The sequence below is a fragment of the Fodinibius sp. GM108 genome (assembly GCF_058386985.1).
The window spans coordinates 214,577-240,702 of sequence record NZ_JBYEIR010000007.1 but is presented as its reverse complement, the minus strand read 5'-3'; the positions used below and the strand labels follow the sequence as shown (position 1 = coordinate 240,702).

The 26,126-nt window shown below is 42.0% G+C and carries 21 protein-coding genes and 1 riboswitch; of the genes, 14 read left to right on the top strand and 7 right to left on the bottom strand.

What is annotated here, in order from left to right; genetic code table 11:
* Positions 1–873, bottom strand: coding sequence for a DUF3078 domain-containing protein (locus ACT3ID_RS14400; RefSeq protein WP_491542750.1), 873 nt, complete (start codon positions 871–873; stop codon positions 1–3).
* Between the two features lie 263 nt (positions 874–1,136).
* Here ACT3ID_RS14400 and ACT3ID_RS14395 point away from each other — a divergent pair, with 263 nt between their 5' ends.
* The 6 genes from ACT3ID_RS14395 to fbp all read left to right on the top strand — a co-directional run bounded on the left by ACT3ID_RS14395 (position 1,137) and on the right by fbp (position 5,411).
* On the top strand, positions 1,137–1,622 hold the full coding sequence (locus ACT3ID_RS14395) for a DUF6789 family protein (RefSeq protein WP_491542749.1): 486 nt from the start codon (positions 1,137–1,139) through the stop codon (positions 1,620–1,622).
* A 198-nt stretch (positions 1,623–1,820) separates the two neighbouring features.
* Entirely contained in the window at positions 1,821–2,735 is a 915-nt protein-coding gene (locus ACT3ID_RS14390; protein ID WP_491542748.1) for a WD40/YVTN/BNR-like repeat-containing protein, read from the top strand.
* 159 nt (positions 2,736–2,894) lie between these two features.
* Positions 2,895–3,467 (top strand): carboxymuconolactone decarboxylase family protein, encoded by a 573-nt coding sequence (locus ACT3ID_RS14385; RefSeq protein WP_491542747.1) that lies wholly within the window; start codon positions 2,895–2,897, stop codon positions 3,465–3,467.
* A gap of 3 nt (positions 3,468–3,470) precedes the next feature.
* Positions 3,471–3,734 (top strand): sigma factor, encoded by a 264-nt coding sequence (locus ACT3ID_RS14380; RefSeq protein WP_491542746.1) that lies wholly within the window; start codon positions 3,471–3,473, stop codon positions 3,732–3,734.
* Positions 3,735–3,747: 13 nt separating this feature from the next.
* A complete protein-coding gene (locus ACT3ID_RS14375) occupies positions 3,748–4,347 on the top strand; it encodes a sigma factor-like helix-turn-helix DNA-binding protein (RefSeq protein WP_491542745.1) in 600 nt (199 codons plus the stop codon).
* A gap of 74 nt (positions 4,348–4,421) precedes the next feature.
* On the top strand, positions 4,422–5,411 hold the full coding sequence (gene fbp / locus ACT3ID_RS14370; RefSeq protein ID WP_491542744.1) for a class 1 fructose-bisphosphatase: 990 nt from the start codon (positions 4,422–4,424) through the stop codon (positions 5,409–5,411).
* Here the strand turns inward: fbp and ACT3ID_RS14365 are convergent, their stop codons facing one another.
* Complete coding sequence (locus ACT3ID_RS14365; protein ID WP_491542743.1) at positions 5,412–5,927, bottom strand: hypothetical protein; 516 nt, start codon at positions 5,925–5,927, stop codon at positions 5,412–5,414.
* A 548-nt stretch (positions 5,928–6,475) separates the two neighbouring features.
* Here ACT3ID_RS14365 and ACT3ID_RS14360 point away from each other — a divergent pair.
* Together ACT3ID_RS14360 and ACT3ID_RS14355 are read left to right on the top strand one after the other, a co-directional pair.
* Positions 6,476–8,641: a patatin-like phospholipase family protein gene (locus tag ACT3ID_RS14360; RefSeq protein WP_491542742.1), complete on the top strand. Its 2,166-nt coding sequence runs from the start codon at positions 6,476–6,478 to the stop codon at positions 8,639–8,641.
* A 96-nt stretch (positions 8,642–8,737) separates the two neighbouring features.
* Positions 8,738–9,508 (top strand): M23 family metallopeptidase, encoded by a 771-nt coding sequence (locus tag ACT3ID_RS14355; RefSeq protein WP_491542741.1) that lies wholly within the window; start codon positions 8,738–8,740, stop codon positions 9,506–9,508.
* Positions 9,509–9,868: 360 nt separating this feature from the next.
* On the opposite strand, the gene ACT3ID_RS14350 is transcribed toward ACT3ID_RS14355, so the two are convergent.
* Positions 9,869–10,870, bottom strand: coding sequence for a potassium channel beta subunit family protein (locus ACT3ID_RS14350; protein ID WP_491542740.1), 1,002 nt, complete (start codon positions 10,868–10,870; stop codon positions 9,869–9,871).
* 336 nt (positions 10,871–11,206) lie between these two features.
* Here ACT3ID_RS14350 and ACT3ID_RS14345 point away from each other — a divergent pair, with 336 nt between their 5' ends.
* The 3 genes from ACT3ID_RS14345 to msrA all read left to right on the top strand — a co-directional run bounded on the left by ACT3ID_RS14345 (position 11,207) and on the right by msrA (position 12,942).
* Positions 11,207–11,692 carry an OsmC family protein gene (locus tag ACT3ID_RS14345; RefSeq protein WP_491542739.1) on the top strand — a complete coding sequence of 162 codons (486 nt, stop codon included), beginning with the start codon at positions 11,207–11,209 and terminating at the stop codon, positions 11,690–11,692.
* 49 nt (positions 11,693–11,741) lie between these two features.
* On the top strand, positions 11,742–12,179 hold the full coding sequence (locus ACT3ID_RS14340; protein ID WP_491542738.1) for a DUF1801 domain-containing protein: 438 nt from the start codon (positions 11,742–11,744) through the stop codon (positions 12,177–12,179).
* A 202-nt stretch (positions 12,180–12,381) separates the two neighbouring features.
* Positions 12,382–12,942, top strand: coding sequence for a peptide-methionine (S)-S-oxide reductase MsrA (gene msrA, locus ACT3ID_RS14335; protein ID WP_491542737.1), 561 nt, complete (start codon positions 12,382–12,384; stop codon positions 12,940–12,942).
* Between the two features lie 27 nt (positions 12,943–12,969).
* On the opposite strand, the gene ACT3ID_RS14330 is transcribed toward msrA, so the two are convergent.
* The gene (locus ACT3ID_RS14330) at positions 12,970–15,723 is read right to left on the bottom strand and encodes a PAS domain S-box protein (RefSeq protein ID WP_491542736.1); all 2,754 of its coding nucleotides are present in this window, start codon (positions 15,721–15,723) and stop codon (positions 12,970–12,972) included.
* 341 nt (positions 15,724–16,064) lie between these two features.
* Here ACT3ID_RS14330 and ACT3ID_RS14325 point away from each other — a divergent pair, with 341 nt between their 5' ends.
* The gene (locus tag ACT3ID_RS14325; protein ID WP_491542735.1) at positions 16,065–16,610 is read left to right on the top strand and encodes a DUF2911 domain-containing protein; all 546 of its coding nucleotides are present in this window, start codon (positions 16,065–16,067) and stop codon (positions 16,608–16,610) included.
* 3 nt (positions 16,611–16,613) lie between these two features.
* On the top strand, positions 16,614–17,639 hold the full coding sequence (locus ACT3ID_RS14320) for a DMT family transporter (RefSeq protein WP_491542838.1): 1,026 nt from the start codon (positions 16,614–16,616) through the stop codon (positions 17,637–17,639).
* Positions 17,640–18,009: 370 nt separating this feature from the next.
* Here the strand turns inward: ACT3ID_RS14320 and ACT3ID_RS14315 are convergent, their stop codons facing one another.
* From ACT3ID_RS14315 to ACT3ID_RS14305, 3 genes are all read right to left on the bottom strand, one after another.
* Positions 18,010–20,298, bottom strand: coding sequence for a TonB-dependent receptor (locus ACT3ID_RS14315; protein ID WP_491542734.1), 2,289 nt, complete (start codon positions 20,296–20,298; stop codon positions 18,010–18,012).
* An 88-nt stretch (positions 20,299–20,386) separates the two neighbouring features.
* Positions 20,387–20,482, bottom strand: a riboswitch (TPP riboswitch).
* Between the two features lie 442 nt (positions 20,483–20,924).
* Complete coding sequence (locus tag ACT3ID_RS14310; RefSeq protein ID WP_491542733.1) at positions 20,925–23,456, bottom strand: M14 family metallopeptidase; 2,532 nt, start codon at positions 23,454–23,456, stop codon at positions 20,925–20,927.
* A gap of 85 nt (positions 23,457–23,541) precedes the next feature.
* Positions 23,542–24,087 carry a nuclear transport factor 2 family protein gene (locus ACT3ID_RS14305; protein ID WP_491542732.1) on the bottom strand — a complete coding sequence of 182 codons (546 nt, stop codon included), beginning with the start codon at positions 24,085–24,087 and terminating at the stop codon, positions 23,542–23,544.
* A gap of 145 nt (positions 24,088–24,232) precedes the next feature.
* Here ACT3ID_RS14305 and polX point away from each other — a divergent pair, with 145 nt between their 5' ends.
* The gene (gene polX / locus ACT3ID_RS14300; protein ID WP_491542731.1) at positions 24,233–25,987 is read left to right on the top strand and encodes a DNA polymerase/3'-5' exonuclease PolX; all 1,755 of its coding nucleotides are present in this window, start codon (positions 24,233–24,235) and stop codon (positions 25,985–25,987) included.
* Positions 25,988–26,126: the final 139 nt, after the last annotated feature.

Here is a 26,126-nt window from a genome sequence, read left to right as displayed (position 1 = left end):
TCACATCAAAACAAACGATACGCCAACCGAGAGTACCTGCTGGACCTGCAGTTCATCCGAAAAATCATCATCGTATACCAGATTAACCCGCAGCGAGGTATTGATGATGTCAGTGATCTTTCCCGTTAGTTCTCCGGTGAAGTAAACATCAGTTCGGTCGACAGCCCGTGCCAGATTCGTAAAAGTTTCAACACTGGTACTAAGTAAAATAGTTGGTGCAAGTGCTTGCTCATAATCCATTCCCAACATAACTCCTGCTTCGTTTCTAAGCGATTCATCTTCATCGAGTCCGTAAACCGGCCGCAGATCTTCATCCGCTACAATCGTCTGCTTCATGGCAAGTCCGGCTTCAGCACTGAAATAATCAGCCGGCGTGTAGGCCAGTCCGGCACTCTGTGAAAAATAAGCGGGCGCCATAAAATTAGATATCAACACGTCACCGCCGTCTGGACCGGCTCCGTAGTCGAATCCTTGATCGAACTGGGTTCTGAAGTCAACATTCGCAAAAAGTGAATAGTTACTTCCGGGTTCGTTGAGATCGTAAAGAAAACGATTCTGAACGGAAAGACGGTCATCTATTTTACGCGTTCCCTGATCCTCTATTCTTGTTTTGCCGTAACGTGTCGTCAATTGAAACCCATAGGCCGTCTGACCTTCGCGGTATTTGGTACTGAAGGTAGAATTGCCCAAAACACTTATATTATTAACCCCACCCTGCGACCAGTTAGAATAAGATGCCTGTGATCCGTTAAGACCCGCCACCCAATTATATGTCCAGCCATCAAGACTGTCACTCAAACTAATAGCGTCCTGAGCATAAACATGAGTTGCTATAAAAATCAGAATAGTTAGTAAAGCTGCTACTTTTTTCATTTCTCTCAAGATTTTTTACTTAATATTATCTTCGCTTTCAAATGGCGAGATTAACGTGCAGGTGCTTTACACATTGATCAATTTATAATGTAAGGATAACATTCCTTCATTCACACGTTACAAACAAGTAATAAAACAATTTAATCTTTCCATGATACAGGAGCAGCCTGTTACCTTTCTTCCCAAAGAATTAATTCATACTTGTTTCTCTACCAGTGTCTATCTATATAGAAAAATTGAGTTCTAATTAACGAAATGAACAAATGATACACTCAAGTACATTTTGGCGGACGATTATTTCGGGTTTCATCGCTACTTTTGTTATGTCGATGGTTGCTTTTCTCTCGGGCGGCTTTGGGCTGCCGGTTATCGATGTTGGACATATCTTACAAGAGATCTTCAACCATATTCACGAACACGATCCCTATACGATCGTGTGGGGAAATGCAGCTTGTTATACAGGTGGCCTACTGCTGGCATTAATATGGGTTGTATTTTTGGACAAATATATTCCGGGCAACTGGTTTGTTCAGGGGATCATTTATGGAGTCATCATTTCGGTTGCCGCCGCACTAGTAATCTCCCCGGTAGTTTCTTGGGCGGGTGATGAGTCGTTTGGTATCTTCTATACAAATACTTGGTTCCCGGTACTTACCACATTGGCTGGACTGGTAATGCACCTGGCATACGGTATCGTTCTTACCCTGTCTCTGGAATACTCCGGCGTATATAGTCCTGAATCAAAATAAATAATGAAAAAAACACCTGTTGCTTTTTATATCTAGCTAAAAATTCTGTCCTCCATCCATAACTGCCGAGTGATAACAGAAAAATCTGAATCTTTTCTGCTATCGTTCTATCTTTAAAATACAGATGAAGCAAAAGGAGATCTTATGAAGAGAATTCGAAGATATTCTGTCAATTTTAATTTATTACCAGCATACCTTTTGAAAATTTCCTCGATTTCTTGGTTTATTATGCTTTTTATCATTTTAAGCCTGCTCTTTTCTACATGTACCAGTCTCGGACCGGATTCCGACAATCAAGAAAAAAACATGGAGGAGTTTCCCTGGCCCAAAGAGTACTACAGCGGTGTATGGGCTAATGCGCCCAATAATGTTTTTGTGGTTGGATCAAACGGTACTATTGCACACTATGATGGGTCCGACTGGGATGTAATGGAAAGCGGTGTTACCGAAGATTTACTGGACGTCTGGGGTACTTCCTCGGATAACGTTATTGCTGTAGGTGAGGTCGGAAATATTTTGCATTATGATGGATCGGGATGGAGTAAAATGGAGAGCCCGGCAATAAAGCACCTGAATGCTGTATGGGGAAGTACAAACAATAATATTTTCATCGCAAAGTCTAATGGAACCATTTTACATTACAACGGCACGAAATGGCAAGAAATGACAACTCCGGAAACGCAGCAACTGAATAGCATCTGGGGCAGTTCAGAAAATAATGTATTTGCCGTTGGTACCGGCGGATCGATTTTGCAGTACGATGGCAACAGTTGGGAAACAATAGCAAGTAATAAACCTCCTCTTTTTAATGTGTGGGGAACGTCCGGTGATAATGTTTTCGCCACTGGATCGGGGGGCACTATACTTCATTACAACGGCGCCGAATGGAAAGCAGTAAAAAGTCCAACCGATAAAGGCATTTACGGCATGTGGGGAGACACTGAAGATAATATTTATGCTGTCGGTGTTGGTGGCATGATTATTCATTACGATGGATCAAGCTGGAAAGAGGGTAGCAGCCTGGTCCTTGAAAATCTTATGGATATTTGGGGAGTGCGGGATAAGCTATATATCGTTGGCGGATTGGGAACGATCCTGAGTCTGGACAGATAGCATATTTTCTGTTGCTGGTATTTTCATCGGAAAATTTCTTTTCTAATCATTGTGGAGTAAGAGACAAAGATCAGCCTCTTTCTCAAAATCAGCACTTCATGTCACACTTTTGATCTCGCTTTCGTCTTATATTGTTAACCCAAATCAAAAGATAATGTCATGGAAACAACGAAAGCATCTGCCGAAAAAAATACAGGCACTTCACCCAGAATTGAACCCATAGAGAATCCCAAAAGCATTAAGCTCAAGCTTACATACTGGTATACCAAAAAGAAAATGGGCAAAGTAATCACGCCCATAAAAGTAGTACAAGCTCGAATGCCCGAAACGCTCTCACTATCCCAAAAGTTGGTGAACATCGAAGAAAATCTTTCACTCCCCAAAGAGCTGGCTTTTTATATCAAGAGTTATATAGCTACCTTGAATGGCTGCTCGTTCTGTGTCGATATTGCAAAAGCAAGTGCTGATGGCGAAACCGACCTCCAAAACTACAGCGAGCTAGTAAGATATGAATCGTCAGAGAATTTTACTGAGGCAGAAAAGGCAGCACTTCGATATGTTGAACAGGCAACGATCGAAAAAGAAGTTACCGATGAAATATTTGAAAATTTACAGCAGTATTACAGCGACAAAGAAATTGTCGAGATCACATGGCTAAATGCGGTGGAAAACTATTATAATCTTATCAACCGTCCGTTGCATATTTCATCGGATGAATTATGTGAGATATAAACGATGGACCACAAAACGAAAATATTTAGCCGGCACCGTACTGAGCTTATAAATATTGCTTATGGTATGCTGGGAAATCTGTCCGATGCACAGGATATTGTACAGGATGCTTACCTGAAATGGGATAACGTACTGCTCGAAGAGGTCCAGAATCCCGAAAGCTATCTGAAAACAATAGTCTCACGATTGTGTATCGATCATTATCGTTCAGCCCGAGAGCAGCGAGAAGAATATTTCGGTCCTTGGCTGCCACAACCTGGTTGTTGAATCTGATATTCAGATGCCGGACACAAAGATAGAACTTAATGACAGGCTGACGGTTGCTCTGCTCCATATCCTGGAAAACTTATCGCCCGACCAGCGAGCTATATATCTTCTGCATGATGTCTTTGATTATCCGTTTTCTGAAATTGCCGAACTGCTGGATAAAACATCCGCTGCATGTCGCAAGGCCGCACAACGAGCCCGGGCAAAAATCCGCGACAACAAGTTGCCAGATAATCCCTCCGTTGAAAAAGCGCAGCGAACCATTGAAAAATTTATCGATGCGCTACAATCCAGAGATATTGAGAAGTTACAGGCTATCTTAACGGATGAAGCAGTTCTCTATTCAGACGGTGGCGGAGAGGCAACAGCAGCTCCAAAGCCGATCAAAAGTGCCAAAAAGGTCAGCAAATTTTTACTTTCAATAGCTGAAAAAAATGAAGGGGTCTCTACTACATATGCATTAGTGAATAATCGTCCTGGTTTTAAAGTCTTTCTTGACAAAAAGTTCCACAGCATATGGACCTTCGACATATCGTCGGATGAAAGAATCGAAAAAATTTTTGCTGTTTTAAATCCGGCTAAACTTCCCGAGATTGATAGTGCTGAAAAATGAACAAATTAAATTTCTCTGGGTTAAATTGAATATTACCTTAAGCTGTCATTCAAAGTCCAATTCACCTTATTACTATGCAAAAAGATCTGGCACCTCCGGTAGGAATATCTCTCGATCGTTTCATTAAGATGAAGCAGGATGAATTTTCAGGCGCAACCGGTGAATTTTCGCAGATGCTGCGTGATATTGCCCTGGCAGCCCGTATCATCAACAGAGAACTCAATCACTTCGGACTGCTGGATATCAGCGGCTATACAGATACCGAAAATATCCAGGGTGAAGAGCAAAAGAAGATGGATATCATTGCAAACACCCGCTTTATCCGAGCGCTGGAAAATGGCGGAGAAATATGTGCTATAGTCTCAGAAGAAGAGGATGATATTTTTGAAGTGGACAAGGATAAAAAATATATCATTGCCCTTGATCCGCTGGATGGCTCGTCAAATATTGATGTGACGGTGTCAGTCGGAACCATCTTTTCTATTTTCGAACGTAAATCGGAGACGGGCTCCGATATCACAAGAGAGGATGTGCTGCAAAAAGGTACTGACCAGCTGGCAGCAGGATATGTAATCTACGGATCTTCAACAATGCTGGTATATACCACGGGTCAGGGAGTAAATGGTTTTACCTTTTCACCTTCTATCGGAGAGTTCTTCCTCTCTCATCCGGAGATGGAAATACCTGAAGGAATAATCTATTCTATTAACGAAAGCCTCACAAACGAGGTTGATGACCCCGTCATCAGCTATATTAACCATTGTAAAAACGAAGACTACACGCTGCGCTATACCGGATCGCTTGTTACCGATTTTCACCGCAATCTGCTGAAGGGCGGCATTTATATATATCCCGAAACAGATAATCATCCTAAGGGGAAACTCCGGCTATTGTATGAATGTAATGCATTGGCACTGCTGTGCGAACAAGCCGGCGGCATGGCTTATGACGGACAAAGACGGATCCTGGATCTGGAACCAGAGGATTTCCACCAGCGTACTCCATTGTATGTGGGATCCAAAGGAATGGTGGAAACAGCGCTTAATTATCTTAATCTGGGATAGCTATTCGATGTTGTAGACCTTCTTTGCCAACAGCTCTACCACTTCCTCCTTTTGATCACTTACTCTAAGCGCATCGGCAAGTGCAAGCAGATCGTACAACTGTTTATCATCGTCGCAGGCTTGTGGCACCGTATTGTAAAGCGGAGCAATAGCAATACCTTTAACCGAATGCTCTTCCGATGGCCAAACATATGGATCATCAATCACATAGCCTTCATCCAATACGGGCGCCGAGTAGGCGGTTGGCATACCTCTCAGAAGACGCCCTTCAACGGCCGGAAATACATATTTGAGGCCATAGACTAAAAATTCGAGCAGTTCTTCGCGACAGACAGTTCGCTTGTCGCTCTGGATGAGTCCACCGATCAGGGAGCGGTTTAAAGATTCACTGACTTCAGAGTTGCTGATCCCAAGCTGAAAAGCCAAATCCTTGTTAAACCACTTGCTTTCACCTAACGCAATGATTTTTAATAGTATTACGACGTCTTGGGGACGCATTCCTTTGTGTTCTTTCATATATAACAGAATAAGAATACCGACGATCTAATTCAAGGTTTGCAATTCGCGAAATAAAAAAATCTTGCAATATTGTCTGGCTTGAGAAAATAAAGGAGCCCTTTGACATCCTTAGCTTCGGGATTTGCTTCAAAGCAAGGTTTTTAGGTAATATAATCCTGCTCACAGCTCCAATCTCTGATCCCCTCCATTAAGAAATAATAATCCCGAAAAATTATTTGTTTTCGGTTGTTCCATTGTCTAATGATATATTTATCTTTTGAAATAACCGATTTACCATTAAAAGGAATTGAACTCACTTAAAAAGAGTTCGTAATCATCCCTTACAAAATGTAGCTGCAAGTCGTCGGCTATCGGCCACCCAATGCTAACCATTGCTGGATAGCTGAGTGTTGACAGTCTGCAGACTAACGGATACAATCCTTAAAAGGTTAAAAATAGTATTATTCATCTAAACTGATTCATGTTCTCCAGTCTCGCTTATGTGTTCATCTATCTCAAAAACAATAATCTTATTCAGCCTCCTTTTTTCTTTGCCATACGTGTGTATGGGTCAAGAAGATCAAAATTCGCAACAAACGAATATATCCAGCGATGAAAATATAAAACTGGGATTAGCGCTAAGTGGTGGGGGAGCCAAAGGTTTTGCACACATAGGAGTGCTTAAGGTATTGGAAGAAGAGGGTATCCCCGTGCATATGGTAAGTGGTACCAGCATGGGTGCAATTGTGGGATCACTTTACGCTATTGGCTATTCACCCGAAGAAATTGAAAACATTGCACTTTCGGCCGACTGGAATGTTCTCTTCAACGACAGTTATCGCATTAACCCGCAAGATATCGCCAACAGCATATCCGATAAAGCAACTTATTTGTTTACCTTTCCATTGAATGGCAGACGTCTTACGCTACCGGCCGGCCTTACCGACGGGCAAAATATTTCGATGATGCTCTATCGCCTGATGCTGCCTTACCACAATATTCAGGACTTTACTGAACTGCCCATTCCTTTTGCCTCGGTTGCCACAGATTTATCCGACGGCAAGGCACATACATTTACCACGGGATACTTGCCGAATGCTGTGCGTGCCAGCAGTGCTATTCCCCCCATCTTTAAGCCGATAAAAATAAACAACCAAACTTTCATTGACGGCGGAGTGGCCCGAAATATACCTGTAGAAGATGTGAAAAAACTGGGAGCTGACTTCGTTATTGCCTCCGATGCCGGCGAACCTGTAAAACCATTAGACAGTCTCAATACTTTTGTGGATATATTATATCAGTCTGTAGGTTTTCATCAGCAAGAATCTGACATCAGGCAGCGAGAGCAGACTGATCTTTATATTCGTCCCAACATCGCAGATTTTTCCTCCTTCAGCTACAGTCGGGTCCGGTCAATAATTGAACGCGGTGAAGAAGCAGCCCGACAAATTATGCCGAAGCTGAAAGAACAACTTTCTAACCACAGAGTAGCTCCTCCCTCGTTTAAGCCGATCAAATCTGCTGAAAGTGACACTTTGTTTATCACAGATGTGAGGCTGGCAAATATTAGCGGAACACTTGAAAAACAAGCGAATGTCGCTCTCGATATCCGAACACCGGCCCTGTTAACCCTCAGTGATATCGAACGAAAAGTAAATCGCCTCTATAGTTCGGGATTATTTAGCCAAATTTCGTACCGGCTCCAAGACAATTCCGGCTCCAGTAGTAAATCATTACTACTGGAATTTCAAGAAAAGCAGCAGGAATATGCGGGCTTTAGCATGCGATATGACAGCCAGTATAAGGCATCATTACTGTTTGAGGGGTCTATAACCAATAATTTGGCTGAAGGAGACCGTTTTACCATGCGGCTGCGGGCGGGTGAAATCCTCGAACTCAGTTCCAGGTACAGTATTCCTTTTACACTGGCTCCGCTTTCGAAGATTAATATGGGAATCGACTTTCAGCGTTCTCCGATCGATTTTTACAGTTTAAATCAAGCAGTGTCAACTATTGATGTTGAAAAACTTACGTTCCGTTCTTCGGCATCGGTTAGGATTTTAGAACGTACCGATTTTGAGGCTGGTGTTGAAGCGGAACTCTATAATCTTAATCAAGCTGTAGGCAATACTTTGGTATTGGGTAATACTCGATTTTTACTCAATCCCTATGGCAAGATTAGTTTTAGCTCATTAAACCGACCGTACTTTCCCACCCGTGGTCAAACTTTAAATTTTAAAGCTCTTATCTCGGATCGTCTTTGGGGCGGACTGTCCAATTTCACACAGGCTACGGGAAAATGGAGAGCAACATTCCCAATTATTAAAGATCTGAATTTCAACAACCAACTATTTGCGGGATATACGTCCGGTGAAGAAATTCCATTGCACTATCATTATTATCTGGGCGGACTAACTCAAAATCCGATTTTTGATATGCGCCAGTATCCATTTATGGGGCATTCGGCTCAAGAACTGCGTACTATGAATGTAATGGGTTGGGGTTCAGAATTACAATTCAGGGTTAATAAAAATATATATTTGTCTGGAGGAATGAATATAGCTCACCTGGCAGATAAGTGGACATTCAATCTGGATCGAGAGCGGATGAAATATGGCTACTCGCTGTCACTGGGCGCTACAACAATCATCGGACCGATAGAAATGGAATTGTCCACACCGGATTTTTTCGAAGATTATGCTGTAAAAATCAATGTTGGTTATTATTTTTAGTGTTAGTATTAGCTAGTAACCTCATCGATAAATAATTGTATGAGTTAACAAGAATTCGCAACGTTTCTAACGAAATATGCTGATATGCGTTTGGTCATGAGCATATTATTCATTGTTTGTACGTGTATCGGAGTGAATGCACAGAATTTGCATGTCCATATTCCAGAAGTTGAAGAACAAGGCAATTTTGTTCTGGAGGTTACAAATCAGTTTCCCTGCCCAATCACCTTGACGGTTAAATCATCGGTGCTCGATACAACTTTCCAGGAGTTTATCCCCAAAAATGAAAAGCGGACACTATTTTCCTGGAATGACCCGCCGAAAGTACTGGTCGAAAATTTTGATCAAATATTCGAATACGATTTTATATTGGGAGATCCTGATGTCGTCCACGATGACAGATATCAGTATCAACTTCCTTTTCCTAAAGGGGAAGCGTATGAATTAGTTCAAGGGAATAAATCAGATTTTACCCATAACGAAGATATATCCAGATATGCATTCGATTTTGCTATGCCTGTCGGTAGCTTTGTTTCTGCGGCACGGGGTGGCGTAGTCGGTTATGTAATTGATAAGTATAGTGAGCGTGGCAGTGATGCAAGCATGAAAGAAAAAACAAATCGCGTTTTAATTTGCCATGACGACGGGACAGTTGCAGTTTATGCTCACCTGAAGAAAGATGGAGCTTTTGTAGAAGTTGGAGATATTGTTTATGCCGGACAGGTCATCGGCTTAAGCGGCAATACCGGGTATTCTAATTTTCCCCACTTACATTTCGCAGTTTTAAAAGGTGATAAATCAATACCTATCCGTTTTCGCAACGAATATACCATTCTATATGAAGGTTTAATTTACGAGCACAAATAAATTACGGAAATAGATCGAACTGACTTGCCGCAGACAGTAATTGACAGAATAAAATAAAGGAGTAATATCACCAGCGCGGGAATTAATTCCCGCGCTAACTATTATTTCATCGTGAATGCCATACTTTTACCCACGGATGAATCCATGGGTTAAGAGTTTCACTTAAAAAGCTCACTTCAAGTGAGCTTCCTGTTTTTCTACTTCTTAGCCTGATGATTCATTTTTCAGGCTTCATGCCACAACATAACCTAAGCTCTTGGGTTAGAATGCAATCGTTGGAAGTAGAGCTTCCTCATCAATAATAAATAAAACCCTGAGGATCCGCAGATCCTCAGGGTCAGGTGTTATTAACGATGTTAATTAATTGCTCCGGTAATTCTTTTCCGGCTTCGGCTTATTGTCCAGGATTTCTTCAATTCGCTCCATAATATCCGGAGTCATTTGATCAACCACATCAATAGCCTTCATATTTTGTTTTACCTGCTCTACTTTAGAGGCACCGGTAATAACGGTGCTTACGTTATCATTTTTGAGACACCAGGCAATAGCAAACTGGGGCATCGGTATGCCGGCATCATTGGCAACCTCTGACAGCTTCTGAACTTTTTCCAGCTTCTGTCTGCCCTTTTCGGATTCCAGTAGCTTTTCCCGAAGCCAGTCGTATTTTTCCATTGATAGGCGGCTTCCTTCCGGTACGCCCTCATTGTATTTACCCGTCAGCAAACCACTGGCAAGCGGGCTCCAAATTGTTGTACCCAAGCCAATTTCATCATAAAGCCGTGCAAATTCACTTTCTACTTTTTCCCGCCGAAACATATTATACTGTGGCTGGTCCATCAGTGGAGGACGCAAATTGTTCTGTCGTGCAAAGTCATATGCCTGCCGAATCTGCTTTGCTGTCCATTCGCTGGTGCCCCAATACAAGGCTTTTCCCTCATTTATCATTTGATTCATAGCCCAAACCGTCTCCTCAGTCGGGGTAAATTTATCTGGACGATGGCAAAAAACTAAATCAACATAATCGGTTTGTAAGCGCCTCAAAGCCCCCTCAGTACCTTCTTTGATATGTTTAAACGACAATCCCTGGTCGTTGGGACCTGAACCGCCCCAGAATATTTTTGTCGAAAGCACCAGATCTGAACGTCTCCATCCGGCATCTTTTATAATTTCGCCCATCATAATTTCAGCTTTCCCTTCGGCATAGGCCTCGGCGTTATCAAAAAAGTTAACTCCGACATTATATGCCTCTTTCATTGTTTCATACGCTACATCCTTATCAACTTGATCACCAAAAGTTACCCATGCACCAAACGAAAGTGCTGATACTTTGAGTCCTGACCTGCCTAAAAATCGATATTCCATTGTAGTAATTATTTTTAATTAGAGAATTGTTAATACTTAAATAAATTTGTTAATCCTTTTCACATAAATTGACTTAATCAACTTTGCCAAGTAGTAAAGTGTTTGATGTTGTCTGTTTAATAAAAATCAGATCATCATCGTTTCTTGCAAAACACTTAGTATGGATTCTTTCGACTTCACAAATGTTAATGTTCTAAAGCTTATTCCAACAAGACGAATGCAAATAGCTTTAAATCAGATTTTCATTTGATCTAATACAATCGTTTATTTTCATCGAACAGAGTTTGTGGTTATAAGCTTTAAAGGCCGAATCAACATATTTCTATACTCTCAAATATGCATGAATACCAAGCGTCCATACAATGGCGGCAAACAGAGGGTAATTTTGTCGATGGCAAATATTCAAGAAAACATACATGGATTTTTGACGGCAATTTGAGAATTCCGGCTTCAGCTTCCCCTCAAATCGTTAATGAACCTTTTTCTGATCCAGACGCCATAGATCCCGAAGAGGCTTTTGTAGCCTCTCTTGCCAGTTGCCATATGCTTTGGTTCTTATCTCTTGCGGCTAAAAGAAATTTTATAGTCATAAATTATGAGGATACTGCACAAGGATTAATGGAGAAAAACAGCGAGGGGAATTTGGCTATCACAAAAGTTATATTACAGCCACTTGTCACCTTCAATAATGATGATAATATCAACCAACAAGTTATAGAAAAAGTGCATGAACAAGCTCATCAACAGTGTTTTATTGCAAATTCGGTAAAGTCCAACATTATTATTGATAGCCAGTTTAAAATTTCGCAAGCAAAAGATTGAATCATTTCAACATCATTCTAACAATCATTAACAATTAACAGTCGATATCATGGCAAACAGCGAAACCGTAGAAGAATATTTGGAATCTCTACCGGAATATCGCCGGGAAACTATTGAGGAAATAAGGAATCTTATTCTTGAAAATCTGCCCGATGGTTATGAAGAGACAATCAACTGGGGCATGATCAGTTATGAAATTCCGTTGGAAAAATATCCAGATACGTATAATAATCAACCGCTTAGCTATTTGGGACTTGCAGCCCAGGAAAACCATAACTCACTGTATCTGATGCCGGTTTATCAGGATGAAGAGTTACAAGATTGGCTGGAAGAACAGTTCGAAAAAGCCAACAAAAAAATGGATATGGGACGATCTTGCCTGCGTTTTCACAACGTTAATGATCTACCACTGGATGCCATAGCAAAAATTGTAAGCCATCAGACGCCCGACGAATTTATTGAGACTTATGAGGAGACGAGGAAGTGATGAATGGTGAATTTCGAATCTTGAGTAGAAATGACAGGTGGTAAAGGAATCTATCCGCTAACTTTTGGGTTATAAGATTGAACCATAAATACACTTAATGGTTGTTATGAAGCGATTAACAATACCTTTATCAGCTTTTATATTTATAAGCTTTATATCTCTTTCATCCTTATATGCTCAACAACCTAATAAAACTAATACTATGAGCTCATCTAACTTGGAAGAGGCGACATTCGGTGCCGGATGCTTTTGGTGTGTAGAAGCCATTTTTGAAGAAGTAAAAGGTGTTAAGTCTGTAGTAGCCGGTTATGCGGGCGGAGAAATTGAGAACCCCACCTACAAGCAAGTTGCTTCCGGAACTACCGAGCACGCCGAAGTCACCCGCATTACTTTTGATCCGTCGGTTGTTTCTTATGAACAGCTGCTGGAAGTTTTCTGGCATACACATAATCCCACTACTAAAAACCGACAGGGAGCCGATGTAGGGCCACAGTATCGGTCAGTAATTTTTTATCACAATGAAAAACAAAAAGAGATAGCGGAACAATCGCTTGCTAAAACAGACGATTCGGATCTTTGGGAAGATCCTATTGTTACTGAAATTGAGCCGATATCCAACTATTCAAAGGCTGAAGATTACCACCAAAACTATTATGAAAATAATCCTAATGCCGGCTACTGCACCGTAGTGATCGCTCCGAAACTGAAAAAGTTCCGCAAAGACTTCTCGCACATGCTAAAAGATGAGGTGGAATCACGATAAGCTTTGCTCCTGTCTCTGCGAGCTCGATTAGAAATCAGCAAATTTAGAAGCCGATCCTTTACTCATATCGCTAATATCAAAAGTGATATTAATGTACGTTCCATTATCTGAACCTATCTCCCAATCAGCATCAAGCTGCTGAGCAAAGTTTTGGATAAGGGTCATACCCAGACTTTCTATCTCATCCGACGAAAAATCTTCGGGCAATCCCCGGCCGTCATCTCTCAGGTGTGCCTGAATTAGGTTATCATTTTCTTTCAGATAAATTTCAATAGTTCCCTCTTCTCCTTTCGTAAATGCGTGCTTGAACGAGTTTGTTACCACCTCATTAACTAATAAAGCAAAAGGCACAGCCTTGTTGATACTCAATTTTATATCCTCAATATCAATATGAACATCGATTTCTTTATTTGAACCTATGGTATTACGAATAGTCTCTACCAGTTCACTGATATATGATTGACAAGAGATGCGCGCCAAATTCCGTGAGTTGTAAAGTTTTTCGTGGATCAGCGCCATTGTTTGTATACGATTTTCACTCTCCTTCAGTGTTTCTTGAATTACAGGATCATCGGTTTCATAAACCTGTAGCTGTAAAAGACCTGACACTACAGCCAGATTATTTTTAACACGATGGTGAATCTCCTGCAACAGTACATGCTTTTCTTTAAGTGAAGTGTATATTTCTTCCTCATACTTTTTCTGTTCCGTAATATCGATATACATACCAAAACCGGCCAACGGTTCTCCATCCACAAATACGGGTATACCGGCAACAAAAACATCGATCAGCGTGCCTCCTTTGGTTATTCTTCGGGCCTCTTTCTGAAAGCTGTCCATCGCCGACTGTTTATCCTCCGACATTTTCGGCACCTCTTCATATTCTTCTTCCGGAACAATAAGCTCATCGATATCTTTTCCTTTGATTTCTTCCTCTGTATATCCAAAAAGATCCTCAAAACTTTTATTGACGTTTTGAACTTTATTGTCTGGGCTTATCATCGCAATGGCTGCCGGTGCATTTAAAAATAGGTTTCGGAACAGTTCTTCGTTCTTCTTGAGTTTTTCCCGGGCTTCAATTCGATCAGAAATATCATGTCCCACACCGGTAATGTATCTTTTACCGTCATGTTCAATCAACCTGGCTGTCAACAAATAGGGGATCTCTTCTCCCGTTTTTGTTGTAATTTTAGCCTCCAGCATGTTATATCCTTTTTCAAAAGCTTCCTCGATACCCTCTTTTATCTTCTTTAATTCTTTGCCGGTATAAAAATCTTCCGGCTTCATGTTCTTAATTTCATGCTCCTCGTATCCCAGTTCTTTCTCAAAATTGCTATTCCATTGTATATAGTTACCGCTCTCATCCACAGTATAAAAGATACCGGGTAAACTCTGGATTAACCCTTCATTGAATTGTTTTTCTTGCTTTAGGGCCTTTTGGATCTTTTTCTGTTGCGTGATATCTATACCCACGCAAAGAAAATATTCTTTTTGTCCCAGCTCGATATTATACCCATTCCAGAAATAAGGAATTTCGTCACCCTCTTTCGTACGAAGGAGCAGCTCAACCCCTTGTCCATCTTCTTCCAGGGCCTGTTGCGTAGCTTTTTCAAGTCGTTTATGATCTTTGGGTACAATCAAATCAAAAGCATCCTTTTCTTTTAATTCATCTGCATTATAACCTGTGTAATGCTTTGCATTTTCATTCCACTGTACAAAGTTTAACTCTTCATCCATCAACAGATAGATACTCGGCAAGCTATCCAAAATCGCTTTTGTATAATTTCGCTGCTCTACCAGCGATTGCTCTATAGACTTCCGTTTTTCGAAGGCGGCAATGAGTCTCGAAGTGGTCTCGAGAAGTGATACTTCCTCCTCTTTCCAAACTCTTTTATTCTTGGTATCTGAAAAGCCAATATAGCCCTCCCATGCGTCATCTATCACAACAGGGATGAGCAAAATAGATTTAACCTGCTGTTTTTTTAACATTGACTGCTCTGGCTCTGGCAGTTCATCTATCTTTGCCTGTACTTTTTCCAACGAAGATAATTTGTCGTACAACCATGGAATATCAGAATATTTAAATTCTCGCTCGTCCAAATCCTCCACTACTGTAGAAACTCCTTCGGCTGTCACCTCCATCATGGGGGCTAAATACAGCTCTTCCTCAATCTCTTTGTTATTGTATAAAAAGATGCGATCTGCCTCCGTAACTCTCTGTAGGATCTTCAGGCTTTTCTGCAAGGCCTCAGAAGAATGGCTCTCGAGTAAAAGTTCAGAAATTCTGGAAATTACCTTTTCATAATCTAGTCTCTTTTGCAGCTTTTCTTCTGTTTTTTTACGCAGCGAAATCTCCTGCCTGAGTTCTTCTGTCTTATTTTCCTGCAACTTAATTTCGGCTTTCTTACGCTCTGTTATATCAATAGCAGACCCATAAATCAGGGGATCTCCATCTCTGGCATCTTCAATGAATTTTATTTCATCACGCAACCAGATATATGAATTTTCTCTGGTTTTAAATCGATACTCGTTTATTGCATCTCCTCTTTCTCTGATGATCCGCTGAAAATTCTGATCCACATAATCTATATCATCAGGGTGAATTCGGGTAGACCAACCATTTTTATTCTCCAAAAAATAGGAAGGGTTAAAACCAAGAATATCTGTACAATTCTCGCTGACTGACAGTAAAGGATATTCAGCAGTGGCAGCACAACTAAATAAAATAACTGTTCCACTGCTAAAAAACTCTTCCACATTGTTGGGAAAGAATGTCCCCATTTTTTTACCCCTTAAGTGGTACCCTTGCTCAACTGTTACTTTATCAATCAGTAATTTTTATAAGTCAAAAACATACATATCCGATAGTCAAAAACCAACTTGCTATTCATAACTCCAACGGTAATGAAGAATCAAGCTGATCCAGGATCGATATTCTAATCTTAACACATCATAAATGCTACAAATATCAAGCTAAAAAAATAAGGTTATACAAAGTTTTTGCGCCTGGAATTTATTGAAAAACTATTCACTAATATTATTAAATTTGGGGCAGACAAACGAATAAGCTTTTTTTATAGTTACAAAAACTGAACAATTGTTAATAAAATCTCTCACCAATCATGAAGAGACTATCATTACTATTTAGTAAAATTTCGTTGTTTGCGTTGGCATTTTGTTGTATCGGCACGTTGGCATTTGCTCAAGAGCGGGGAAATGATGAGCCGCGGGTAAGTCCCAATGCCTCCGTTAGCCAAACAATAGGAACCACTAAGGTATCTATCACTTACGGTCGTCCAGCTGTCAGAGACCGGGAAATTTTTGGAGCGCTGGAAGCTTTTGGAGAAATTTGGAGGACAGGCGCCAACGAATCGACAGCTATCACCTTTTCAGATGATGTAGAAATTGAAGGTGAGGAAGTAGAAGCAGGAACATATTCGCTATATACCATTCCCCGTGAAGATGAGTGGACTATCATATTAAATTCAAAACTTTCATGGGGCACTCAGTACGATAAAAGCGAAGATGTGCTTCGCGTAAATGTAGAGCCTACTACAGCTGAGCATATGGAACAATTTATGATATATTTTGAAGATGTCACTGAAAACTCTGCCGAATGTGTCATACATTGGGATGAAACCAAAGTCCCATTCACTATTAGCGTATAACAGATTATCTTAGATTCTCAACCTAATACAAATGAATCCCATGATGGTACGCTACCCCATCATGGGCTTCTTCTGTTATTCGTTTTCTTTTGGGGCGCCAACTTTATTCTGGCCGAAATTGCCTTAAAAGAAATGTCGCCTATCTCATTCAGTGTATCCCGGTTTGCAATGGGAGGATTTGCCATGCTTCTGGTCATGTACATGCAATACCGGGCAGAAGTTAACAGCAGTGGAAATACTTCTTTCCTTCCCAATGTCAAAAAGAAGGACTGGCCCCGATTACTGCTTGTTTCCGTCATAGGAGCTACGCTGGCTCCATGGCTCGGCATCGAAGGACTGGGGCTTACCCATGGGGCCCGCGCTTCGCTTTGGCTGGCATTGGGACCGGCTGTAAGTACTGCTTTCGGATATCTTTTTAGTACTGAACGTATGGGTGTATATGGATATATCGGCGTTATTTTGGCTGGAATGGGAACAGTTATACTGGCCTGGGACGGTATTCAGCCCGGACAAGGATACTGGTTTGGCGATCTCATCCTTATTGTGGCGTTGGTTTTGACAGTTATCGAACTTCATCTTATAAAACCTCTGGCTCGTGAATATGGATCTGTGCCAGTAGTTGCTTTACGAACGGCTATCGGCGGATCACTGTACCTCCTCATAGCATCTCCGGCACTGGTAGAGGTTACCTGGCTTTCGCTGGGATTGTGGACATGGATCGCAATATTAGCGGGTGGAGCTATTGGCGTGGGCGTGGGCCAATGGGTAAAAGTGCGAGCATTAAAAACACTCGGTCCCACTCAAGTAATTTTATACGGAAATATGGTGCCTATTGCGGCTCTTCTTATAGCATGGCTCAGCATTGGAGAAAATCCCTCACTCATGGAAATCATCTCTGCGGTGTTTATCATTGCCGGTGCAATACTTATCCAAATTATTGATGATAAAGCAGGAGCTATCCACCCTGAAGACAAGCTTCAAAAAGAAAAGGAACTCTCTTTTTTCGCTACCACCAAGCAGGAGAATTGAAATAAAGCCTTGTATTAGCTCGGGTTGACTGAGCTTTGAAGCAAGCCTTTCTATAATGCGCAAAGGTTGTTCAGTTCGATATTTGCAGTCTTGTTCTTGCCAAGCGTGGACGCTTGGCAGAGCGATATGTAAGACAACCTTTTTCTGCCTGACAGAGCCCAATAAAATACTTGGAAAAGCAAAAATAGATGTGATTCCCCAGTATTAAATTACTTTGTGTTTTTAGCTGCTTCAAGCGTCCATGCTTGAAGCATGAAACAAATAAAAAAAGGACGAGCCCGAAGGCCCGTCCCCCACTAAATCAAACATATCTATCTAAGGAATCAACGAAAGCTGCAATTAAAAATTGTATCCCTTAGAGTAAATGAATTTAGAACTTGTATGTCATCGATAAAAACAAATTACGATCGGCATTTACAAAATATCCCGGCGCATCGTTAACGCCATCCAAATCTGTATCAACCGGGGCGCCACTGGAATAGTAAACATCATCCGTCAAATTATTGATCTCCAGCCGTAACGAAACACTTTCTGTCTCATAACTCACCGAAGCATCCATTACAAAGTAAGAAGGTAAAATCATTTGCGGATCATTGGTTAACTCCAGAAATGATTCACTAACATACTTACCGGAAAGACCAGCAGTGAGATTATTCAACAGAGAAAATTTGATATCGTTGTTTACAATCCACTCCGGACTTAAAGTAGGTGTATTATTGGTGTATGTATCTCCCGCACCGGTTGTAAATGAATCAATTTCACTTTGCATATATGTTAGATTTCCCCCGAAGGAAAGGAAATCAACCGGAAGATAATTCCATTGAACTTCTACTCCTGTTCTGTAGCTGTCAGGAATGTTTCTTCGTTCCTGAACTCCAAAACCTATTACCTCACCGATCGGGGCAATTTCATCCTTGAAGTCCATATAAAAATAATTGGCGCTGATCGACAGGTTCTGGGTATTATATTTCAACCCTGCTTCATAATCATTTACATATTCCGGATTAAAATTATCCGCACGAGCCTGATCATAATTCGCCGTCCCCAGAGTAAATCCACCAAAAATATCTATCCGGGTAGGTTCTCTTCCCATTCGACCCGCCGAGGCATAGGCAGTCATATTCTCATTTACCTCATAGCTGACACCCACTTTGGGATTAATGAAGGTCCATTCTTTCACAAGATCTCCTTCAGGTGGAATACCGATGTAATCGTAGTCCGGCTGGATGGTTAATCTGTTGGTGCGAATTTGAAGATCACCATAGATCTTCCACTCGTTGTACATCCATTCTGCCTTACCAAACCAGCTGAACTCTTTTTTATCGGAAGTCTCATAGTAGTAGGGATTTTCAAAATCCGGAGCAAATGACTCTTCATTGACCCGGTTAAAGATATATCCGTGGATTCCTGAACTTATCTCCCAATTGTCCGACTCCCAAAAACCATTGACCATTATTCCATAATGATCATTGTAGAGCGGAAAGTTGATTTGCTGCTGGTTTTCGTCCTCATCAAGATAGGTGTACAGATAATCCCCACCAGCTCCTCCATAATACAAGGAAGCATTGGTTGAAAACTGATCGCTGAAAATGTGCGTGTGCTGTAGCTGCACCAGCCGCTGACCAAAATCATCCTTATCGTTTTCATTCAGGTAATTTGTCCGTGGATCATCTTCAATATCACTCTCCGCAACGGCCTCGTATCCCAGACCATTCTTTGATCCCGCATCAAAAGCATTAATCTTGATCAGATCATTTTCTCCAAAGTATCCGCCGGAAAAGAAAAACGAACGGGCATTCGTATGTGTGTTATAGCGATAGCCATCCGAAAAAATACGACTGTAGCTTCCGTAGAAAGACCATTTGTCATTAATCATTCCAGATGACAAGCTCGTATTCATTCGATAAGTGTTAAACGAGCCAAGGCCAAGCTCAACCTGTCCGCCCTGTTCTCGATCTTCAATGTTAACTGACTCAAAATTAATCGACCCGGCATAGGATGCCACACCGTTACTGCTGGTGCCAACTCCACGCTGCACCTGTACGGACTCGAAACTATTACTGATATCCGTAAAGTTTGAGAAGAATACACCATGATCGATCATATCATTGAGCGGCACTCCATTCAATGTCATGTTAATCCGTTCTTGCGTGATTCCACGTAAACGCATGCTACCGTAATTGGCCAGCTTAGTTCCTGATTCTGAGTAGGAAAAAATCGCCGGTGTCAGATCTTCCAAATAGAAGGTGGGTTGCTCTCCATTATAAACCTGCTCCAGTTTGGCTCTGCTAACATTGCTTTGTGCCACAGGGTCGTCTTCTTCTGCGCGCACACCTTGTATAATTATCCCCTCTAGGTTCAATGTGGGATTTAAATACACCGTTAGACTTTCCGCAGGCTCAACTTCTTTTGTCTCAAAGCCCACATAGCTGATCGTCAATGTTTCAATATCTGACGGTATTTCCAGTGTAAAAGTACCGTCAGAACTGGTTACCGCTCCCTTTGTATCAGAAGCATAAACATTGGCATTAGCCAGCGGTTCTTCGGTTTCTGCATTATAGACAGTACCGGTAACTGTTTGTGTTTGAGCAATAAGTGTAGTACTCATCGCAAGTAGAAAGCACAGAAGTGATGTACTTCGTAATAGGTTATAAAACATAAGTTCCTCCGTCTTATTAGGTTCATAAGAGCGGGAGATGAACTTGCAAGAAATGCTGATCAATCCGGCAGCATGATATAACTTTCTAATAATACTGCCTTGGTTTCCCTACGCCAGTGTTATCCGGTTCAGGTTCTCAGGGTATGATCTCAGCCTGCTATTGCAAGCACCCCCAACCTTTGGGTGATTTTTGTTCGCCTTAAGATAAGGGAAGAAAAGTGAGCTTCAAAAAAGATTGCATAAATAGAACACAGATGAAACGAATAGTCAGAACAAAATCTACGATTCCCACCGACAGTTTTTTGGTTCATTTTTTGCTGACAAAAAATGAACAGAACTAAGAATTTGCAGCACGTAATAAATAGAATTAAACGGATCATTTATTGGCTCGAAGGAATAGTACAATCTTTATTTACTGTTTATCCAAAGGTGATCAATAAAAAAATTAAATGCTCTACACAGACACTCGAGTCATTTGAAACAAAATATATATACGTTCCGCACCAGAGGTACGGAACGAGATGAAACTTGACCACTAGTGAGCCTCGATCAATCCAATAACCATTAACAGATAAATAACACCCTGTGGAAATTCGCTAAATCCTCGCCTCATCCGCGTTTCATGCCTACTGTCCTACCATAAATACCGCATTGCCAAACAGCAATTTTCCATTATGCCAGAACGCCCGAAACAACGGATTATCGACCATGTATACCACCGATCCACTGCCAATATTCTGCACGCCAAAAGTAAGTGTATTTTCCAGCTGTTCCTTGGCTTTATATCCAACAAAACCGCTCATATGGGCATCTTCTTCTGCAACACCCACATTCCAGCCGTTGTTGAGATAGGCATAAGCGTCGGAGTTCAGCTTCAGGGAAAAATAATCCTGATCATAGCCGAACGCTAACGGATGAGTATTATCCATGGTGATCTTAAAAATGGACCCGGAGTTAAAATCCGAAATACTTTCGCGCTGACGCTCGCCATAAACTTCCAACTGCTCGTTTGAAGCTGTTCCTGCCTCAACCTCTTCCTTACCTTCTTCATCTTCATTTTTTGAGCGCAGGTCAAACCCCTCTTTCCCGGCTAAAAAACTATTTCCTCCCTGTACTGCAATTAATTTTCCGCCGTCCGAAACCCAATCGCGAAGCTTATCGCTGCTGATATCGCTGCCATAAAAATTTGACGGCAAAACCAGCACATCGTAATCATGCAAATCAATATCATCAAAATAGTCAACGTTAATCATCGTCACCGGATAGTCAATCTGCTTATCAAAATAGTGCCAAATTTCGCCGACCCGATACGAGCTGGTTCCTTCGCCAGACAGCAGGGCTACCCGCGGCTTTTCCAGGTATCGCACCGACGAAGAGCCAAAATCACTTCCCGAATCCACAAATCCTGTGCCTACCGGATCTACTTGCTGATTGTATTCTGTAGCAATTTTCTGAACTTTGGCGTCAAATTTATCTCCCAGTCGCTCATTATCACTTCGTGTAATGATAAGCGTGCCGGAGTCATAATCCCGCCCCTCAATTTCAAAAGCAGTTTCCGCAAATCGCACGTTGATATCCTCTTTGAGCAGAGACGACAACAACTGAACGTCTGTCCAATCATTCCACTCCGCAAGATAAGCATAGGGACTTTCATCGGATGAATTATCAACTTCTTTTTCCGGCGCCGAGACAGATTCCATCTCCAATCGCTCCGGGATCGCATATCCATCAACCCCAAAGGCATAATGCTGTTCCCATGAGGTTATGTCATACGTAACTGAATCAGCAAGTTCCGGACGTGGTTCAAACAGCACGCGCGCCAAAACACCCTTCGGCTGATATGCGCTCACTAAATAATCGCCCTCATCAACCTGCACGCGTCCATTTTCGCCGGTGCGATAATCATATCCTTTTATACTTTGTGATTCGGTTGCCTGCCCGTATTCCACCTGATGCTTATCCAGAAGATCCAGCAAAGCGTTTACCTTATCGGGATTATTATCGCTCTTAATCACAAATGTCTCATATTCACCCTCAGGATTATTCCGGGCGGTTTGATAGTAATCCGCAAACTCGCTCACCAATCTGCTTGCATTTTCTGAGCTTATCTCCACCGTTGAAAGTCCGGTTGTATGGTGATGGGTAAGACGATCGGTAAGTGTAAGCGTATCTCCTTCCGGTTTTTTGATTCCCAGCCCCGAATAGCCGCCACCGGCCTGTTCATACGTCATCCCGATAGCCCCGTTAAAAATGGGATACGTATCACCGTAGCTGGGATAAAAAAGATCAAATACTTCGCGGGTAAAGTAGAGCCAGTTATTTTTGTTAAAATACCGTGCGTGATTTTTTCCGATCGTGTATTGGAAATTCCGCTGCCAGTCAGTAATCGCCTTATGAAAAGGCTCGGCCGCCGGAGCAAAATAATAGGGCGACGTATAACTCTGTTCGTGAAAATCGACATGGATATGTGGCATCCACTGCTGGTATTGTTCAATACGGTGACGACTTTCTTTCTGCGTAAGCCACGCCCAGTCGCGATTCAGATCAAAATAATAGTGATTCGTACGTCCACCGGGCCACGGCTCGTGATGCTCGCGGGCATCACCGTAGGCATTGAACTCCTCGCCCACCATCTGCTTATACCAGTTTACATAACGATCGCGTCCGTCGGGATTGAGCATCGGATCCATCACAACAACCGTATTCTGCAGCCACTCTTTGGTATCCGGATTATCGGGGCGAACGAGCTCATAGATCGTTTTCATGGCGGCTTCGCTGCTGGATGTTTCATTACCATGTACGTTATAACTGAGCCAGACAATAGCAGTGCTGTCATCAGTCGGCTCGCCTTCCTGTAACCCAGTTCGCTTTAAATTATTGGTACGTATCTCATCCAGGCGCCCCATATTAGATTTACTACTTACATAGGCCAGAATAAGCTCACGCCCTTCGTTAGTAGTTCCGTACTGCCGGGCGTCCACCAAAGGCGACTCTTCGGCCACATGCCAAAAATAATCCATCACTTTGTGATGGGGTGTCCATTGTGATCCCAGCTCGTATCCCAAAAACTCCGAGGGCGATTTCTGAGCTTGCGCATTAAAGCTTACTGCTATTAAAAGCAGAACTGTAACCAGTGTCTGATAAAGATTTTTCTTCATATCCCTGATACGTAATTCGTGATGCGTGATAAGTCGTCACGCATTACGCATCACGGATCACGCATCTTTATAGTTAGTTCCGAAATTATTTTTCAGCAGTGGAATTATTCAGTTCCCGATCCACTTGCTTAACCACGCTATCCACAATAGCATTAGGAATGGGAATAGATAAATTATAATGCGCAATTTTCCAATCCCCTTTTTCAAAAGTTAACACTCCGGTACCCCGGGTGGGACCTAAGTTTGGCGTATCCAAAGTCTCATCAAACCAGGCAGTTTGCCCATCATCAGCTATATAAACATGCCGCTCTGTGGGCGTGAAATTCCAGGCATCCCCTTCATCAAAATGTGGCTTTGCATATTCTTTAAACTCTGATATCGTCCATCGTTCGGTTGCATCAGTACCCATAAAGATGGCGCTGTCGCCGGCAAAGTGACTAAAATACCGGTCAAAATTAGCCTCCGAAGCAGCCAGATGCCAATCATCTAATATAGCATTAACCGCTTTCTTATTTATCTCTACAGAATATTCATCAGCAGAACAGCTAATAACAAATAATATCAGTAGTGGCATTAATAAACTTGAGATATGAACCTTCATATTTAATCCTGAATTTTGTAGAAATTTCATTCACGAAGTAACAGAGTTTCTGGCATAACAGCAAAGACAAATCCACTCTTGCATTCGAATACTAAACCAAACTTCTGCTGTTTAAAAAAGCTGTATTTCTTACCTTTACGCATCACAAAATATCAACAATTATCACTGCCCTTTTATGCCTGTAACCAATCAAGAAATAGCCGAACGGCTGCGTGAAATTTATCAGCTAATGCAGCTAGCCGGAGAAAACAGATTTCGCGCTATCGCTTTCGATCGCGCCGCCCAGACGATCGAAGCACTTAACGAGGATATCAATGCCTATATTGAAAATGATACGCTTACAGAAATAGATGGAATTGGCAGTTCTATTGCAGAGGATATAAAATCCTATGCCGAATCCGGCGAAATTGAAGTACTTGAAGATCTCCGTAGTCGCATTCCAAAAGGTTTAATCAAGTGGCTGGATATTTCGGGACTTGGTCCCAAAAGTATTGCCAAAATTCACAAACAGCTCGGCATATCAGAATTAGAAGAATTAAAAGCCGCTTGCGAAGATGGACGCGTAGCTGAGTTAGACGGACTGGGTGAAAAGTCGGCCCAGAAGATGCTGGATTCTATTGAGTGGATGGAGCAATTTGACGAACGATGCCGTCTGGATCAGGCAACCGAAGTAGCAGAACCATTCTACAATTTTCTGAAAGAACAGGAAGGTGTTGAAGCTATTGATGTAGCCGGATCGCTCCGCCGTTCCAAAGAGACCATTGGGGATGTCGATATCCTGATCGGTGCAAAAGAGCAGTATATCACCGACCTTTTTGATGCATTTGTCAATCACAAGCTGGTGGTAGATGTCTTGGGACGTGGAGAAACTAAAAGTTCGATCCGAACCCATAACGGGCGGCAGGTTGACCTCCGCATCGTAAAACCGGAACAGTTTCCCGCTGCGCTCATGTACTTCACCGGCAGTAAAGAACACAATGTTGTCCTGCGTCAGCGAGCCCGCGAACGCGGACTTTCACTCAATGAGTACGGACTCTTTAAGCTGGATGAAGAAGGCAATACCAACTTTAACAAACCGATCGATTATTCCTCAGAAACCGATATTTACCGGAAGCTGGATCTGAATTTCATTCCCCCGGAGCTACGGGAAGATCATGGAGAGATCGAGTATTTCGAGGAACATGAAACGATGGACCTCGTCGAAATCAACGATATCCGCGGCGTGCTGCATGCTCACAGCACATACAGCGACGGAAAGTTTTCGATTAAAGAGATGGCTGATGCCTGCATCGAACGCGGCTATGCGTATCTCGGTATTACCGATCACTCTCAAACAGCAGCCTATGCCGGCGGATTAACGGTGGAGGATATCAAGCAGCAGTGGGAAGAGATCGATAAACTGAACAAAGATTTTGCGGATAATAATATCAAATTTCGGGTCTTCAAAGGCATTGAATCAGATATCCTCAGCAACGGTGATCTTGACTACGAAGATGATATTCTGGAAGGCTTTGATTTTGTAATTGCCAGCGTCCACAGTGGCTTATATATGGATCGCGATAAGATGATGACCCGATTCCGTAATGCGATCACCAATCCCCATACGGATATTATCGGGCATCCCAGCGGACGTCTGCTTCTGCAGCGTGATGGCAGCGATGTCAACATGAATGAGCTTATTGAGTTGGCCGCTGAACATAATACGGCTATTGAGATTAATGCCAATCCGAACCGGCTGGATATGGATTGGCGTCATGGCAATAAGGCCAAAGAGATGGGGCTGATGTCATCAGTCAACCCGGATGCACACAGTAAAAAAGGTATCGACAACATTGCTTATGGTGTACGTATCGCTCGCAAGGCGAAGTTTGGCAAAGAACGCATCCTGAATACCAAAAGTGCCAACGAGCTGGCTGATTGGTTCAGTTAAAATTCTGAATTGAGCAGTCACTGTTTCTGAATTACCTCTGTGAATCCCTCTGCGTAACTCTGTGGTTGTTGCCTCTAACCTCCATTTCTTCTATGAAAACCAAAGTCAAGGATATTTTTATTTCCTGAGTCGGAGACCG

Bases quoted from the DNA above. Each gene is read 5' to 3' on its own strand.
- ACT3ID_RS14400 (WP_491542750.1), bottom strand. From the start codon at position 873: ATGAAAAAAGTAGCAGCTTTACTAACTATTCTGATTTTTATAGCAACT.
- ACT3ID_RS14380 (WP_491542746.1), top strand. From the start codon at position 3,471: ATGGACCACAAAACGAAAATATTTAGCCGGCACCGTACTGAGCTTATA.
- ACT3ID_RS14365 (WP_491542743.1), bottom strand. From the start codon at position 5,927: ATGAAAGAACACAAAGGAATGCGTCCCCAAGACGTCGTAATACTATTA.
- msrA (WP_491542737.1), top strand. From the start codon at position 12,382: ATGAGCTCATCTAACTTGGAAGAGGCGACATTCGGTGCCGGATGCTTT.
- ACT3ID_RS14330 (WP_491542736.1), bottom strand. From the start codon at position 15,723: ATGGGGACATTCTTTCCCAACAATGTGGAAGAGTTTTTTAGCAGTGGA.
- ACT3ID_RS14305 (WP_491542732.1), bottom strand. From the start codon at position 24,087: ATGAAATTTCTACAAAATTCAGGATTAAATATGAAGGTTCATATCTCA.
- ACT3ID_RS14385 (WP_491542747.1), top strand. From the start codon at position 2,895: ATGGAAACAACGAAAGCATCTGCCGAAAAAAATACAGGCACTTCACCC.
- fbp (WP_491542744.1), top strand. From the start codon at position 4,422: ATGCAAAAAGATCTGGCACCTCCGGTAGGAATATCTCTCGATCGTTTC.
- ACT3ID_RS14345 (WP_491542739.1), top strand. From the start codon at position 11,207: ATGCATGAATACCAAGCGTCCATACAATGGCGGCAAACAGAGGGTAAT.
- ACT3ID_RS14350 (WP_491542740.1), bottom strand. From the start codon at position 10,870: ATGGAATATCGATTTTTAGGCAGGTCAGGACTCAAAGTATCAGCACTT.
- ACT3ID_RS14315 (WP_491542734.1), bottom strand. From the start codon at position 20,298: ATGTTTTATAACCTATTACGAAGTACATCACTTCTGTGCTTTCTACTT.
- ACT3ID_RS14340 (WP_491542738.1), top strand. From the start codon at position 11,742: ATGGCAAACAGCGAAACCGTAGAAGAATATTTGGAATCTCTACCGGAA.
- ACT3ID_RS14375 (WP_491542745.1), top strand. From the start codon at position 3,748: ATGCCGGACACAAAGATAGAACTTAATGACAGGCTGACGGTTGCTCTG.
- ACT3ID_RS14310 (WP_491542733.1), bottom strand. From the start codon at position 23,456: ATGAAGAAAAATCTTTATCAGACACTGGTTACAGTTCTGCTTTTAATA.
- ACT3ID_RS14325 (WP_491542735.1), top strand. From the start codon at position 16,065: ATGAAGAGACTATCATTACTATTTAGTAAAATTTCGTTGTTTGCGTTG.
- polX (WP_491542731.1), top strand. From the start codon at position 24,233: ATGCCTGTAACCAATCAAGAAATAGCCGAACGGCTGCGTGAAATTTAT.
- ACT3ID_RS14355 (WP_491542741.1), top strand. From the start codon at position 8,738: ATGAGCATATTATTCATTGTTTGTACGTGTATCGGAGTGAATGCACAG.
- ACT3ID_RS14395 (WP_491542749.1), top strand. From the start codon at position 1,137: ATGATACACTCAAGTACATTTTGGCGGACGATTATTTCGGGTTTCATC.
- ACT3ID_RS14360 (WP_491542742.1), top strand. From the start codon at position 6,476: ATGGGTCAAGAAGATCAAAATTCGCAACAAACGAATATATCCAGCGAT.